Annotated in this window: 11 protein-coding genes, 6 tRNA genes and 1 rRNA gene; all 18 read right to left on the reverse strand. The window is 41.7% G+C overall.

Translation table 11 applies throughout. The features are described from left to right. Positions 1 to 142: 142 nt before the first annotated feature. Complete coding sequence (gene glmS, locus ACTHOQ_RS16805; RefSeq protein WP_440497301.1) at positions 143 to 1,942, reverse strand: glutamine--fructose-6-phosphate transaminase (isomerizing); 1,800 nt, start codon at positions 1,940 to 1,942, stop codon at positions 143 to 145. 638 nt (positions 1,943 to 2,580) lie between these two features. Beyond that, complete coding sequence (locus ACTHOQ_RS16810; RefSeq protein ID WP_440497302.1) at positions 2,581 to 3,105, reverse strand: type 1 glutamine amidotransferase domain-containing protein; 525 nt, start codon at positions 3,103 to 3,105, stop codon at positions 2,581 to 2,583. Positions 3,106 to 3,535: 430 nt separating this feature from the next. Beyond that, positions 3,536 to 4,888 carry a phosphoglucosamine mutase gene (glmM, locus tag ACTHOQ_RS16815; protein WP_440497303.1) on the reverse strand — a complete coding sequence of 451 codons (1,353 nt, stop codon included), beginning with the start codon at positions 4,886 to 4,888 and terminating at the stop codon, positions 3,536 to 3,538. A gap of 81 nt (positions 4,889 to 4,969) precedes the next feature. Next, positions 4,970 to 5,980 carry a CdaR family protein gene (locus tag ACTHOQ_RS16820; RefSeq protein WP_440497304.1) on the reverse strand — a complete coding sequence of 337 codons (1,011 nt, stop codon included), beginning with the start codon at positions 5,978 to 5,980 and terminating at the stop codon, positions 4,970 to 4,972. Then, the gene (gene cdaA / locus ACTHOQ_RS16825) at positions 5,973 to 6,809 is read right to left on the reverse strand and encodes a diadenylate cyclase CdaA (protein ID WP_440497305.1); all 837 of its coding nucleotides are present in this window, start codon (positions 6,807 to 6,809) and stop codon (positions 5,973 to 5,975) included. The genes ACTHOQ_RS16820 and cdaA overlap by 8 nt, the downstream gene beginning before the upstream one ends. A gap of 179 nt (positions 6,810 to 6,988) precedes the next feature. Next, a complete protein-coding gene (locus ACTHOQ_RS16830; protein WP_440497306.1) occupies positions 6,989 to 7,603 on the reverse strand; it encodes a zf-HC2 domain-containing protein in 615 nt (204 codons plus the stop codon). Between the two features lie 13 nt (positions 7,604 to 7,616). Next, complete coding sequence (gene sigW, locus ACTHOQ_RS16835) at positions 7,617 to 8,180, reverse strand: RNA polymerase sigma factor SigW (RefSeq protein ID WP_440497307.1); 564 nt, start codon at positions 8,178 to 8,180, stop codon at positions 7,617 to 7,619. Between the two features lie 153 nt (positions 8,181 to 8,333). Next, positions 8,334 to 9,236: an arginase gene (gene rocF, locus ACTHOQ_RS16840; RefSeq protein ID WP_440497311.1), complete on the reverse strand. Its 903-nt coding sequence runs from the start codon at positions 9,234 to 9,236 to the stop codon at positions 8,334 to 8,336. A 191-nt stretch (positions 9,237 to 9,427) separates the two neighbouring features. Next, positions 9,428 to 9,500: transfer RNA gene (locus ACTHOQ_RS16845), tRNA-Lys, on the reverse strand. Positions 9,501 to 9,516: 16 nt separating this feature from the next. Next, positions 9,517 to 9,591, reverse strand: a tRNA-Gln gene (locus ACTHOQ_RS16850). A 13-nt stretch (positions 9,592 to 9,604) separates the two neighbouring features. Beyond that, positions 9,605 to 9,688: transfer RNA gene (locus tag ACTHOQ_RS16855), tRNA-Tyr, on the reverse strand. Positions 9,689 to 9,718: 30 nt separating this feature from the next. Continuing rightward, positions 9,719 to 9,794 (reverse strand) — tRNA-Val (locus ACTHOQ_RS16860). A 46-nt stretch (positions 9,795 to 9,840) separates the two neighbouring features. After that, positions 9,841 to 9,915: transfer RNA gene (locus ACTHOQ_RS16865), tRNA-Glu, on the reverse strand. A 139-nt stretch (positions 9,916 to 10,054) separates the two neighbouring features. Further along, positions 10,055 to 10,130: transfer RNA gene (locus tag ACTHOQ_RS16870), tRNA-Asn, on the reverse strand. Between the two features lie 184 nt (positions 10,131 to 10,314). Beyond that, entirely contained in the window at positions 10,315 to 11,010 is a 696-nt protein-coding gene (locus tag ACTHOQ_RS16875) for an alpha/beta hydrolase (protein WP_440497308.1), read from the reverse strand. 184 nt (positions 11,011 to 11,194) lie between these two features. After that, complete coding sequence (locus ACTHOQ_RS16880; protein ID WP_440497309.1) at positions 11,195 to 11,500, reverse strand: putative periplasmic lipoprotein; 306 nt, start codon at positions 11,498 to 11,500, stop codon at positions 11,195 to 11,197. A 95-nt stretch (positions 11,501 to 11,595) separates the two neighbouring features. Next, a complete protein-coding gene (locus tag ACTHOQ_RS16885; protein ID WP_440497310.1) occupies positions 11,596 to 12,228 on the reverse strand; it encodes a FusB/FusC family EF-G-binding protein in 633 nt (210 codons plus the stop codon). Between the two features lie 1,463 nt (positions 12,229 to 13,691). Then, a 5S ribosomal RNA gene (rrf, locus tag ACTHOQ_RS16890) occupies positions 13,692 to 13,768 on the reverse strand; the annotation flags it as partial.

Raw genomic sequence — 13,768 nt, forward strand, 5'->3', positions numbered from 1 at the left:
CGAAATTCCTTCTTTATAGAGATAGGAAATTCCGGTTCATCTTTTTTATAAATGGTTAAACTTTTTTCAATGCGGTACGACTTTTTTATAAACACTTTAGCTTTATTTCAAACTGACATTTACAACACCCTAAACCCCAATCCTACTCAACCGTAACACTCTTAGCCAGATTTCTCGGTTTATCCACATCGCAGCGGCGGTGAAGTGCTGCATAGTAGCTAATCAGCTGCAATGGCACAACCGATACGAGCGGTGTTAACAGTTCGTGTACAGAAGGGATGACTAGACGGTCGCCTTCTTCCTCCATGCCTTCCATTGCAATGATGCATGCATTGGCACCGCGCGCCACAACTTCTTTTACGTTGCCGCGAATGTTAAGTGCCACATCTTTTTGTGTTGCTAAAGCAAAGACTGGTGTACCTTCTTCGATTAATGCGATCGTGCCGTGCTTTAACTCGCCGCCAGCAAAACCTTCCGCTTGGATGTACGAGATTTCCTTAAGTTTTAATGCACCTTCCAGCGATACACAGAAGTCCATGTTGCGGCCGATGAAGAAGGCGTTGCGCGCGATTTTCAAGTAATCTTCGGCAATTTGCTCCATATCGTCTTTTGAATCGATAATTGTTTGGATGCCGTTTGCGACAATTGCGAGCTCCTGTTTTAGGTCGAAATCAAGCGCAACACCCGCTTGTTTTGCGACTGCATATGCAGCTACCGCCAAAACAGCGACCTGTGCGACATATGCTTTTGTCGAAGCAACGGCGATTTCCGGTCCGGCATGTAATAGCAATGTGTAATCCGCTTCACGTGAAAGTGTTGAGCCTTGCACATTTGTCACTGTTAATGCTTTGTAGCCCAGCTCTTTGATTTTCACTAACACTTGGCGGCTGTCTGCTGTTTCGCCTGATTGTGAAATGAAGATGAATAAAGGCTTTTTCGATAGCAGCGGCATATTGTAGCCGAACTCGCTTGAAATATGCACTTCCACTGGAATACGTGCAATTTTTTCGAAATATTGCTTGCCGATCAACCCGGCATGGTAGCTCGTGCCAGCCGCAATAATGTATAAACGGTCTGCCTCGGCCAAAGCGTTTAAAATATCAGCATCGACCGTTACATCATCGCCTTGTTCATAGGCTTGAATAATTTTGCGGATGACAGTTGGCTGCTCATCCATTTCCTTTAGCATATAGTGCGGGTATGTGCCCTTTTCAATATCGGAAGCATCCAGCTCAGCTGTAAATGGCTCCCGTGCTACAGTGCGGCCATCCAATTTTGAAATTTCCACTTTATCTTTGCGTACAACAACGACTTCTTTATCATGCAGCTCGATAAATTGGTCTGTTACTTGCAGCATCGCCATTGCGTCAGATGCGATTACATTGAAGTCTTCGCCAACACCTACCAATAACGGCGATTTGTTTTTTGCCACGTAGATTGTTTCCACATCTTCATTATCCAAAAGCGCCAATGCATAAGAGCCATGCAATAATGATAATGTTTTGCGGAATGCTTCCAATGTTGATAAGCCTTCTTTTGCAAATAAATCGACTAATTGCACGATTACTTCTGTATCTGTATCAGAATTCATTCGAATGCCTTTTAAGTAGGCTTTTTGCAATAAATGATAGTTTTCGATTACCCCGTTGTGCACTAATGTATAGCGACCTGATGCACTTGTATGAGGGTGAGCATTTAGGCGGTTTGGCACACCGTGAGTTGCCCAGCGTGTATGACCGATCCCTACAGCTGCCTCCACATCGCCGTCAACCGCTTTGCGCAAATCCGCAATACGGCCTTTTTCTTTGAATACTGTCACGCCTTCTTCGTTGTGCACAGCAATCCCTGCAGAGTCGTAACCGCGGTATTCTAATTTTTCCAGGCCTTTTAATAAAATTTCCTTTGCGTCCAATACGCCGTTATATCCTACAATTCCACACATAATCCGATTTCCTCCGATGCATTTGCTACATCAAAGCACATTTTGACAATACGAAAGCAGGCTACGAAACCCGCCTTTTTTTGCAATGCGCAATTTAGGAATTGGTGTTGTTTGCTCTCGTTTAGCAAAACTTCCACATATCACTGTAATTCCTGCCTTAAAAAGGTGATGTAGCTTGTCATTATTTTTAATTGGAATGCCGTTTCGTTCCTCTGTGCAGAAAATTGCTTTCCTGTTTTAAAACGAAAGTTACAACCGGGCATGTGCGATCGGGAGGCATCCGCCGAATTTTCGATAAACCTCCACCTCGTCAGCTAAGGATTTTTGTCCGCTCGATTTCCTTAGCTCTGGCGCTATTATTGTTTTTCCGATTTTGTTTTATGCGCGATTTTCCACTCCTTTTTGCGCAGCTTATGAAATCTTCATTTTCATGAGCATTTACATCATACACATAAACAAATTCATCGTCAATCCTTCAGGCAGATTGTAAGCGCTTCATAGAAAAATATCCCGTTTTGCACATGAGGTGAAGCATTCATCGGCAGGAATTCAACATCCTCGCCGATTATTAGTCTTCACCAAATATACAAGAACAAAACGGGATACTCGCTATTTTCTATATTATGCAAAGAGCATGATTACAGCCCTTTATCTGCCAATAATTTTACGATTTCGCGGTTGAATGCAGGCAAGTCATCCGGTGTGCGGCTTGTCACTAATTGTTTCTGGCAAACGAATACTTCCTCGTCATGGTATTTTGCACCTGCATATTCCAGATCGACTTTAATCGATTTATACCCTGTCGTATCTCGTCCCTCTAATGACTTCGCTGTAATTAACAGTTGTGGTCCATGACAAATCGCAAATACGGGCTTCATCTCATCCATGAAATGCTTTGCAAATGCAACGACACGATCATCGTCGCGCAGTAAATCCGGCGAGAAGCCACCCGGGATAAATAATGCATCAAAATCTTGGGGATTCACATCTGCTACACCTTTATCGATTTGAACCGTTGCCTCGCCTCTTTTTCCTGTAACCGATTTATTGCCTTCTTTATCGATCGTTACAAGTGTGTGCCCTGCAGCTTCTAGCGCCTCTTTCGGACTTGTGAATTCCACATCTTCAAACTTATCCGTAATTAATGTTGCAATTTTAGCCAATGTAAAACACTCCTTCGTCTTATTAGGATACTTTATATCGTTTCCCATAATTCTTGAAAATGAAACATATTTACATGCGTTAGGTTCTTTTATTAAATCAGTTTAAGTATTCATTGGATCGGTAAAATTTATAAGTGGGTTTAAGCGGTAAAAAGGATGTTGTGTCGTTTTGAGTTAATCACAGGTATCCTTTTATTAGTACAATTGGAGATGATATTAGAAGAGTTGCATTCGGTATTAGAAAATTTCACATGGATATTTTAATAAATGGATAACATTTTAGAACATCGGGCACTTTTATTAGAAGAACGGCTTTTTATTAGCCCTCTTTTAATTTTATTAGAACTATTAAGCCGGTTATTAGAAAATCCATCACAAAAAACACCGAAAGCAATGTTAATTCATCGCTCCCGGTGCCTTATTCTTCAATTTATTCAGCTAAACCCATTTCCGTGCGTACAACATCGGCAATGCGGTTGACATAATTTTCACAAGCCTCCACAGAAGCCGCTTCCACCATGACACGCACTAAAGGCTCCGTACCTGAAGGGCGTACTAGTACACGGCCATTGCCCGCCATCTCCGCCTCTACTTCAGCGATAACTGCGGCTACCTTTTCGTTTTGTGTAACAGCATGCTTATCCGTAACGCGCACATTCACTAATTTTTGAGGGTAAATCGTCATCTCGCTTGCAAGTTCAGAAAGCTTCTTGCCAGTCGCTTTCATAATGCTTACCAATTGAATACCCGTAAGCAGGCCGTCACCTGTCGTATTATAATCCAAAAATACGATATGGCCTGATTGCTCGCCACCTAGGTTATAATCGTTTGCACGCATTTCCTCGACAACATAGCGATCACCAACCGCTGTTTGGATACTTGTCATTTCGTGGTCCTCCAACGCTTTGTAGAAGCCCATATTACTCATAACCGTAGACACAACCGTGCCTTTGTTTAGACGGCCTTTTGCATGCAAATGCTTGCCGATGATGAACATAATTTGGTCGCCATCTACAATCGTGCCATTTTCATCGACAGCGATTAAACGGTCTCCGTCTCCATCAAACGCTAGCCCAACATGTGCACCGCGCTCCACTACAAATGCCGCCAGCTTTTCAGGGTGTGTTGAACCGACGCCCTCATTAATATTAAGCCCGTCCGGTGAAGCGCCCATTGTTGAAATATCCGCCTCTAAATCCGCAAATAAATGCGTAGCCAATGATGAAGTCGCACCGTGTGCACAGTCTAATGCAACATGCAAGCTTTCGAAATCTTCATCGACTGTTTGTTTTAAGTATGAAATATATTTTTGTCCGCCTTCAAAGTAGTCTGTTACCGAACCAATATCAGCACCTACAGGGCGTGGCAATGTATCTTCCTCTGCATCAATCAAGCTTTCGATTTCCGCTTCTTGTGCATCTGTTAATTTAAAGCCGTCCGGACCGAAAAATTTAATGCCGTTATCTGCGACAGGATTGTGCGATGCCGAAATCATAACCCCCGCTTCGGCATTCATGACACGTGTAAGATATGCAACGCCTGGTGTACTAATGACACCTAAACGCATTACTTCTGCACCAATCGAAAGAAGACCTGCAACAAGTGCGCCTTCCAACATTTCCCCAGAAATACGTGTATCGCGTCCAATCAATACTTTCGGGCGATCTTTAGCATCCTTCGTCAGCACATAGCCGCCAATGCGACCTAGTTTAAACGCGAGCTCCGGTGTTAGCTCACTGTTAGCGACACCGCGGACGCCATCTGTTCCGAAATATTTACCCATTACTTTTCTCTCCTTCAACGCTTGAAATTGCATACGTTTTTAAATTTACCACTTAATGCGGATCGATTGTTTTATCCGTAATTAGTTTCCCTCTGCATCATCAACGCTAGCATCCGCATCGACTTCACTGTCATTTTCCTCTTCTTGTACTGGCTCGCCGGCTACCTCTGCATGCACCGTCAATTTATCTTTTGATAATTTTGTGGCGCCTGTAGGAATGGCAATATCAATATCATATGAGCCAGACTCTGTAATTTTTGCAAGGTCGACTTCTACGACAACATCTTTCAATGCATCCACTACCGCCTTTGTACCGTAAACTGTTATGCTGTCTGTTTCCGAAGTCAGCTTTTCAATCGTAAGCCCCTCTACTGGTTCCCCAATTTCATCGATTGTAATCGGGAGTTCACGACTATATTCATTAATGTCGACCTTCACCTTGACCTTGTCTGGACTTATGCGCACATCAAGCTTATTTAAATCACGGTCCAGCACCTTCACAGTAGCTTCTTGCTCAAACGACTCTTTCAAGTTTTTCTCGCCTGTTACGGTCGCCTTTACATAGCTTATGTTATCAATCACACTTTTTGCACCTGTAACCGCCACTCTCGCCGGTTCTGCGTTCATTCTATTTACGACGAAATCTTCCGCTACAAGTCGATTATTCATCTCGGGCTCAACACGAAACTCTTCTGTAATCTTTTCCTCGATTGAAACATTGACCAATCTTGGCTCGATTGAAACATTTAGTTTTTCAGAAAAGTTTTCTTGCTGTATTGTAACGCTATGTTCGCCAATTAACAATGAGTTTAAATCGACAAACACCTTGAAATCCTTTTCCAGCTTTGTTGTCATAACGATTGTTTTAGGACCTGAAATTTTCACATCGACCGTTTCCGGTAACCCCGTGACGAACAGATTGTCGGAATCATAGTACACTTCCAATGGTACATTTGTTATAACATCGGCTTCGTTGGATGAGCCAGATTCCGCGAGTCGCTTTTCCTCTGCTTGAATGTAAAAGAAGAGAGCAACGGCTAAAAATAAAGCTGTTAAACGCAGCATCCATGAGCTATCGAATATTTTATCCATTCTTTTTCCCTCCCCAAGTCCACTTAGAAGCTAAGTTAGAATCTTGCTCAGGGCCAAACCACATTTTACGCAGCAGCTCTTCAAATTCTGTAATAGTCAGATTGCGGTGCAGATTGCCGTTTGCTGTAATGCTGATCGCACCCGTCTCCTCTGATACTACGATTGTGATGGCATCTGTCACTTCACTTAATCCAAGTGCTGCCCGGTGACGTGTCCCAAGCTCCTTGGAAATAAACGCACTTTCAGATAATGGCAAATAGCAGGCTGATGCAGAAATTTGGTTTTTCTGTATAATGACTGCCCCATCATGAAGTGGCGTGTTCGGGATGAATATATTAATCATTAATTCCGAAGAAATCGCGGCATCCATCTTAATGCCTGTTTCCACGTATTCATTCAGGCCCGTATCCTTTTCAATCGAAATCAACGCACCGATACGACGTTTGGCCATATAGCTTACGGATTTTTTCATCGCCTCGATTAAGCGCGTCTGCTCATCTTCCTGCTGGCTGTTTGTACGCTGGAAGAGCTTGCCGCGGCCTATTTGTTCAAGAGCCCGGCGAATTTCCGGCTGGAATATAATGATGATCGCCAAAAAACCCCATTCAATCACTTCCTGCAGCAGCCAATCCAGGGTGTCCAATCTAAACACATACGTGGCAAATTTCGCCAAAACAACAATGAGCAACCCTTTTAATAATTGAACGGCTTTCGTTCCTTTAATGAGGGTTAATGCTTTATAAACTACGTACCATACGAGCAGTACGTCCAATACTTTAAAAATCATATCTACAGCAGCAATGTCTGTAAATTGTTCAATTATTTGCATGTGGCATCCCCCACCTTTAATAGCTAATCCATATTGCCTTTAGTATAGCACAATTCGGGCGCTGATTAACTTTCCTAACAGAAAAAAGTCTACCCAAACGAGTAGACTTTACTTCCCTAAATAGAACGTCTTTTTTCCGAAAAAAGTTTCACATTATTCAAGAAAAAACTTATGCACTGCTATTTGCCGAAAACGGTCATTAACTCATTAAAACCGTCCTTGATTTTATACCATAGCCACTCGAACATTTCGTCGATTTCCTCTACTTGTCCTGTAACAACCGCTGTAGATGCCATGTAGTTGCCATTAATAACCGTTACATTTCCATCTACTTCGCCTTCAATGATGATATCGCCGTTCTTCACAACGATATCGCCTTTCACGACTTCACCAGCCGGAACCGTCACCGTCTGCCCCTCAACAACTAAATTCGGCTGTTTTGTCACAGAAAATTGGTTGTCATTCGGGAAGCTGCCTAGCATTGTGGCACTCATGAATAAACAAAACACTGCGGCAGCAACAAGTACGGGATGCTGACGGAACCAACGTTTTATGCCGACAGAACTTTTGCGTTTCGGTAAACGACTTATTACTTGATCCTCAAAGCGCGGAGGGGCAGTAATATGCGCTGCACTCTTGATAAACGCAACCGTGTCACTTAATTCATGCATATGTTGTTGGCAATCCGGGCATGTTTGGAGATGTTGTTTCAATGATTGTTCATGCTCACGACTAATATCACCATCTAAATATTCGTGCATATAATCCACGAATTCTGATGCACACGTTTTCATGCGTATCTTCCTCCTACAAATTGTTTAACTGCTTTCTTAACGCTTCACGGCCACGGTGAATCCGCGTTTTAACTGTACCTAGCGGCATATCCAAAATCTCGCTTATTTCCTGAAGCGATAACTCTTCAATATATTTTAAAACAATGACCGAGCGATACTTGTCGGGAAGGCGACTGATCTCATATTGTATACGGTCCTGAAGCTCCATCTGCAAGGCCGCTTCTTCCGGCAATTGCTCATCTGCCGCAATCTGCGAATACATATCCAGCCCCTCTGTCCCGGCTACCTCCGCATCCAAATAATAGTCCGGCTTCTTTTTGCGAATACGGTCTATACAAAGATTCGTTCCTATCCGATAAAGCCATGTCGAAAATTTCCGGTTTTGATCATACGAATGTAGATTAATATAGGCACGTATGAATGCCTCCTGTGCGATATCTTCCGCTTCCTGCTTATTGCCAAGCATCCGATAGCACACTTGATACAGCTTGTGCTGGTAGAGGTTAACAATGTCGGCATATGCGTTTTGATCACCTTTAAGCACTTGCTTTATTCTTTTATTTACTAACGCATCCATTTGTCTTTCCTCTCCACCTTTTCAGCTGTTATATATATACGGATTGTTTCATGAAAGGTTTCATTTTCTTTAAAAAGTTTTTTGTTCCACTTGAAAAATATGTGTCCTTATTATAACAAATTTCATAGCGGCCTTTCGATTTTTTCAAAATAATCATACTAAAGTTTCACCAAATAAGGAGCCAATTAGTGCAACCGCTACATCCGCTGTTTTGTTTCGCTCATCCAATATCGGATTCACTTCCACAAATTCCGCCGACGTAAGTAAACCCGACTCCTGAATCATCTCCATTGCCAAATGACTTTCGCGATATGTAATTCCTCCTGGCACAGGCGTCCCCACTCCTGGCGTATATAAAGGATCTAACGCATCCAAATCGAGCGATAAATGGAGCCCATCCACTTGTTTTTGCTTAAAGTAATTCATCGTCTCTTCCATTACGTATGTCATCCCTAAACGATCGATTTCATGCATCGTATAAATTTTAATCCCGCGTGTTTTTATCAATTCACGTTCCCCTTCATCTATGGAACGACCGCCAATAATGACGATATTTTCGGTCTTGATTTTAGGCTCCGCATGTAAAATGGATGTCAGCCTTTTATGTCCAAGTCCTATACTCGTAGCAAGGGGCATTCCATGAATATTGCCGGAGGGCGTCGTTTCAGGCGTATTTAAATCTGCGTGCGCGTCAAACCAAATAACGCCTAAATTTTTATATTTCATCGAAAGCCCTGCCAGCGTGCCTATCGCTATACTGTGATCGCCGCCTAATACAAGTGGTGTACAATCTTTTTTCACAACGTCATGCACCTTTTCGGCAAGCGCCGTATTCACTTTGATAACCTCTTCCAAATTTAGAAGCTTTTCATCCTTTTGCTCTGTCGCATTGCGCTCGATTACCCGAATATTGCCCTCATCTTCAACCTCAAAGCCAAGATTTTCTAAGCGCTGCTGCAAGCCCGCATATCGTATTGCACTTGGTCCCATATCCACTCCGCGTCGTTGTTGACCATAATCGCATGGCACCCCTACAATTGAAATTTTTTTATTCATCATCTCTGCATCCCCTAACATGTCATTGATTTTGTTTTTTTCTCATCTCTTCTCTGCTCATCCTTATATTGAAATTTCGATTTCCTAAACGATTTTCCCTTTTTATATGCAAAAAATCCTTTACTTAGCTATGTTAAGTAAAGGATTAGAATTTTCTATTTAAGTACACTTCTAAATTTATAAAATAAAAGTGAGCCATGAAGGACTCGAACCTTCGACCCTCTGATTAAAAGTCAGATGCTCTACCAACTGAGCTAATGGCTCATAAAAAATAAAAAAATGGCTGGGGTACTAGGATTCGAACCTAGGCATGACGGAATCAAAATCCGTTGCCTTACCGCTTGGCTATACCCCAAACATTTTATAGATGGTGGAGGGGGACGGATTCGAACCGCCGAACCCTAAGGAGCGGATTTACAGTCCGCCGCGTTTAGCCACTTCGCTACCCCTCCGACAAATGATGCAACACTGTTAAAAATAGATGGTGGAGGATGACGGGCTCGAACCGCCGACCCCCTGCTTGTAAGGCAGGTGCTCTCCCAGCTGAGCTAATCCTCCATACATAACGAGTGTTACTGCTTTATTTTTTTATGAAGCCTTAAATTGGTGACCCGTACGGGATTCGAACCCGTGTTACCGCCGTGAAAGGGCGGTGTCTTAACCACTTGACCAACGGGCCATATTATAACAATTTATTGTTCTCTTTAAGACAAGATTTATAATATCATCATTCTTTTCATAGTGCAAGCCCTTTTTATAAACTTTTTCGAGAAAGTTTTTATTGTTCATTTCTTTATATAAAAAAGGCAAAAAAAAAATGGCTCCGAAGGCAGGACTCGAACCTGCGACCTGCCGGTTAACAGCCGGATGCTCTACCAACTGAGCTACTTCGGAACGCTACTATTATAACGTTATGTACGCTATCTTCTTTCGTACATTTCTTATTATAGCAACGATTTTCATTAATACAAGTAGTTTATTAAAATAATTCGGATATTTTACTTTTTATTATATTTTTTCAGGAAAAACGAGAAAATTCCTTCATTTTAAGTTCGGTAAAGCTGCCCTGCTAAGCCATTTACTTAACGTATTTGGCGATTTCATCCACTAAACCGTTCGCCAATGGCCACTCTGGGTTCGAATAGCTGGCAATATTTTGTTCGCGATTTCCTTCTATGTCCTTTAATACATGATTCATTTTATTAAAATAATGTATGTCAGCTTTGTCATTTGCTGCCTGCAGGTTTTTTGCATCTGTTTCTGTCACTTGTATATCCTTTTTTCCTTGAATAATAAGGATTGGCGCTTTCACATTGTTTATTTCCTGCTGCGGGTCATACTTCAGCCAGGAAATTATATATGGCTGAACAGAAGTCCTGAATAATGATTGCAGCTCTGCCGACACACTTTCCACCTTGTGCCCTGCCTTTAATTTTCGAAGCGCTTTTTCGGATTCCAGCAATAAGTTCGGCGGTAAGCTCTTCGCCAGTTGCTCCATTAATATTTCATCGGCTGGTCTACCGGCGTATGCTATCGAGATTAGGGAATCTACTTCATTTCGTTGTGCTGCGATTGTTATAATTAATGCACCTTCGCTATGGCCAAGTAAATGGATTGCAGTAAGGCGTCCCTCTTTTTTCGCATAGTTAATAATCGATTTTACGTCTTCCACATACATATTAAACGTCAAATCCTCTTCCTTTTTAATAAGCGCAGTATTGTCCCCAATCCCCCGCTTATCAAATCGGATTGATGCAATTCCTTGCTCCGCCAAGCTCTCCGGTAAGCTGCTCCGGCATTTGTAAAGCCGCTTTAAGAGCTCCGTCCGCTACTGGAATAACCAGCCGCCCATAGGCACAGCACCTTCTGTAGAGGGTTTTAAGGTGATTAGGAATGATTGCCCATTTTTCCTGAATAACCCTCTATTTTGTCGTCCTTCAGTGTTCTGGCGACTTTAATTAACGAGTCCGCCAATCGATTTCAATTTCGGCATCGGCATTATTATAATGTATCGATTCAAAAGGAAATTCACTTAAATTTTGTGCCGGCACCGAAATAGTCCCGTTTTCCTTTTCCAGATTTGATATGATTTCAAGGGGCGACTGGGGACTTTCAATCTTTCCTTGCCATTCGCCTATCAATGCTTCATTCATCTGTACAACCTCCTGCTTCGATTGTCCCTCTATTGGTGGCTTACTTGCATTTTCGCTATTGCAGGCAGTCAGTAACAATACGGCAGCTAAACTATAAGCAATCTTTCGCATAGCTTTATCCCTCCTCCTAATTCTTTTTACTTTTACTGTCAAAAAGAGGGGAAATTCCCAAAATAAAAAGCCATCATTTACGATGACTTTTATTTTTACACTAAATTTCGTGCTACAAAATCCTCCAGTTTTGCATAATCGCTAACATTTTTATTGCATAGCTGCACATCCTCGCATATGTAATTACTGTAAGATGTATAGTTATCGCCATTGCCCTTTACCGTAGCTGTAAACAAATGCACAGCACTATGATGATTACAAATGGCACAGATACCTTTAATGGGCGTATGTGCTTCCACAACTCCGCGCAATGCCGTATACTCGCCTTCTTTTTCAAGCACGATGTATTGACGGTTTGTTCCTTTGTCCAGCCAAGAAAGATAACTGATTTCTTGCCAATCAACCGTCTCTAGTTTAGGCAGCTTCAACTTTTTATCTTTTTTGAAAAGCTTTTGAAGACCTTTGTCAGAAACCGGTTTAAACGGGATCGTATAAGACTTTAAGCTTTGAACAAATAACTCTGCGCCAATACTGTCTTCAACAATTTCCACTTCTTTAATGATGTCCTCATTTACATGCGTCAATCTGTCTTTTAGCTCTGTAATCGCAAGCCCTCGCACGGCAGTGACAATTTTCTGGTCAGTCGATGTTAACTTTGCGCGTAGTATTTTATTTACTTGCTGCTCAATTAATCGTACATCGGCAACGGTCAAAAATGGTGCTGTCATATTGCTCCCTCCAATATTTTGCTTTATAATTTCAAACCCTTTTGAGAAGGAATTTAATTTACGGCATCAATATAAAAATGCGATATTTAAAATAAAGTCGCCATGTGTATACATATGCATTTCCAACATATTAGCTTCTAAGTACTGTAATAATTCAGGAATTAGGGATATGTCCCTGACTTTATATTTTATATTTTAGCCGAAGTTTTTCTTTAAAGATATATCCTCTCTAATTTTTATGTAAAGTTTTTCAAGGAAATCCTGTTTCTTTTGTTCTATAAATAACATAGCGATACTCGATTGAAACCGACTGCTAATGCTTCAAATGATAAGCCAATTAAATTTACCTCCATAAAATCTTCTCATCATCTGAAACTGCAGCAGTCAATTTACTTTTATTAAGTATTAAAAGTGATTTGGTGGAAGGGATTTTTAAGTTTTATAGCTGCACTAATAAACTTTTAGCTTAGCCCCTGCCAGAAAATCATGAAATGTGACGGATGGGGCTAGAGCCGTGCCCGCGGAAAACATCCGCTGAAACGTAAATCAACGGCATAGAAGAAAAGAGAGCACAGCCATATCCCCAAAGCAATCGAAGCTTATTAGAGCGAACTGGTAAGACGGGAAAAAGAGGTTGCTGCCCATAACCTAGATGAACAGGATCTGCTCTTTTCGATCTGGGGTTGGGAAATCACGTTGAGCGGTTAAGCGGTTAAGCAAAGCAACCATTCTAATAAATAAACGGAGTAATTCCGCTTAACTGGAAAATAAAATGGAAAATCGCCGAAATAGACGGAGAGATTCCGCCTATTGATTCGAAAAGCAGAAAAATGGAAGGTTTTGATTTGCATAGTCGGAAAAACTCCCCTTATGCACCCCTGAAATGGAGATCTTGCCGAATTTAACTGGAAAAACCCCGCTTATTTCCTTCCTTCAGTCAATTAATTAGGATCAGAATACTTTTTGAAAATACATGAAGGTTGCCGAACGCGGGAGGATCTTTATAGAAGAAGGGTTAAATGTGGCCATCTTTTCCGAAGAGACGGGTGAATTCTGCATATCCGCTCGCAAAAGAATGGCATCAAAAATCCATAAGGCTGCAAAGGGATCAAATAAAAAGGTTGTTCCGGCGTGGGAACACAAGTTGCCTCAGTTCCAAATATATATTGGAACTGCGAAATGAAATTGGCTTTTAAAATACCTGGTTTTCAACGCCCCTGAAACGGCCATGGATATGCACGGGTATCCGGGAGAGAGTGACACTTTCTTATAAAATCGCTTTCTATGTCAGAACCCTTCATTTTAACAGCAAAAAAACCAAAGAAAGTATCCGAAAAGTTTTTTTTAGGATGCATTCTTTGATTTAATTTTTATGGGTTTTTCAATTACTTCATAATGATTTGCGTACTTGATTTTTTGCATTAAAAAAGCCACTACTGACTAAATCAGCAGCGACTTTTTGAGCGAAGCGACGTCCTACTCTCACAGGGGGAAGCCCCCAACTACCATCGGCGCTAAAGAGCTTAACTTCCGTGTTCGG

Origin of the sequence: Solibacillus silvestris (genome assembly GCF_051967575.1) — a bacterium.
Classification (GTDB): Bacteria; Bacillota; Bacilli; order Bacillales_A; family Planococcaceae; genus Solibacillus; species Solibacillus silvestris_B.

What these genes read in the sequence shown, in the direction of transcription:
- ACTHOQ_RS16830 (WP_440497306.1), bottom strand. Translation starts at nt 7,603, where the DNA reads ATGAAAACGTGTGCATCAGAATTCGTGGATTATATGCACGAATATTTA.
- ACTHOQ_RS16820 (WP_440497304.1), bottom strand. Translation starts at nt 5,980, where the DNA reads ATGGATAAAATATTCGATAGCTCATGGATGCTGCGTTTAACAGCTTTA.
- ACTHOQ_RS16880 (WP_440497309.1), bottom strand. Translation starts at nt 11,500, where the DNA reads ATGCGAAAGATTGCTTATAGTTTAGCTGCCGTATTGTTACTGACTGCC.
- glmS (WP_440497301.1), bottom strand. Translation starts at nt 1,942, where the DNA reads ATGTGTGGAATTGTAGGATATAACGGCGTATTGGACGCAAAGGAAATT.
- cdaA (WP_440497305.1), bottom strand. Translation starts at nt 6,809, where the DNA reads ATGCAAATAATTGAACAATTTACAGACATTGCTGCTGTAGATATGATT.
- ACTHOQ_RS16885 (WP_440497310.1), bottom strand. Translation starts at nt 12,228, where the DNA reads ATGACAGCACCATTTTTGACCGTTGCCGATGTACGATTAATTGAGCAG.
- glmM (WP_440497303.1), bottom strand. Translation starts at nt 4,888, where the DNA reads ATGGGTAAATATTTCGGAACAGATGGCGTCCGCGGTGTCGCTAACAGT.
- sigW (WP_440497307.1), bottom strand. Translation starts at nt 8,180, where the DNA reads ATGGATGCGTTAGTAAATAAAAGAATAAAGCAAGTGCTTAAAGGTGAT.
- rocF (WP_440497311.1), bottom strand. Translation starts at nt 9,236, where the DNA reads ATGAATAAAAAAATTTCAATTGTAGGGGTGCCATGCGATTATGGTCAA.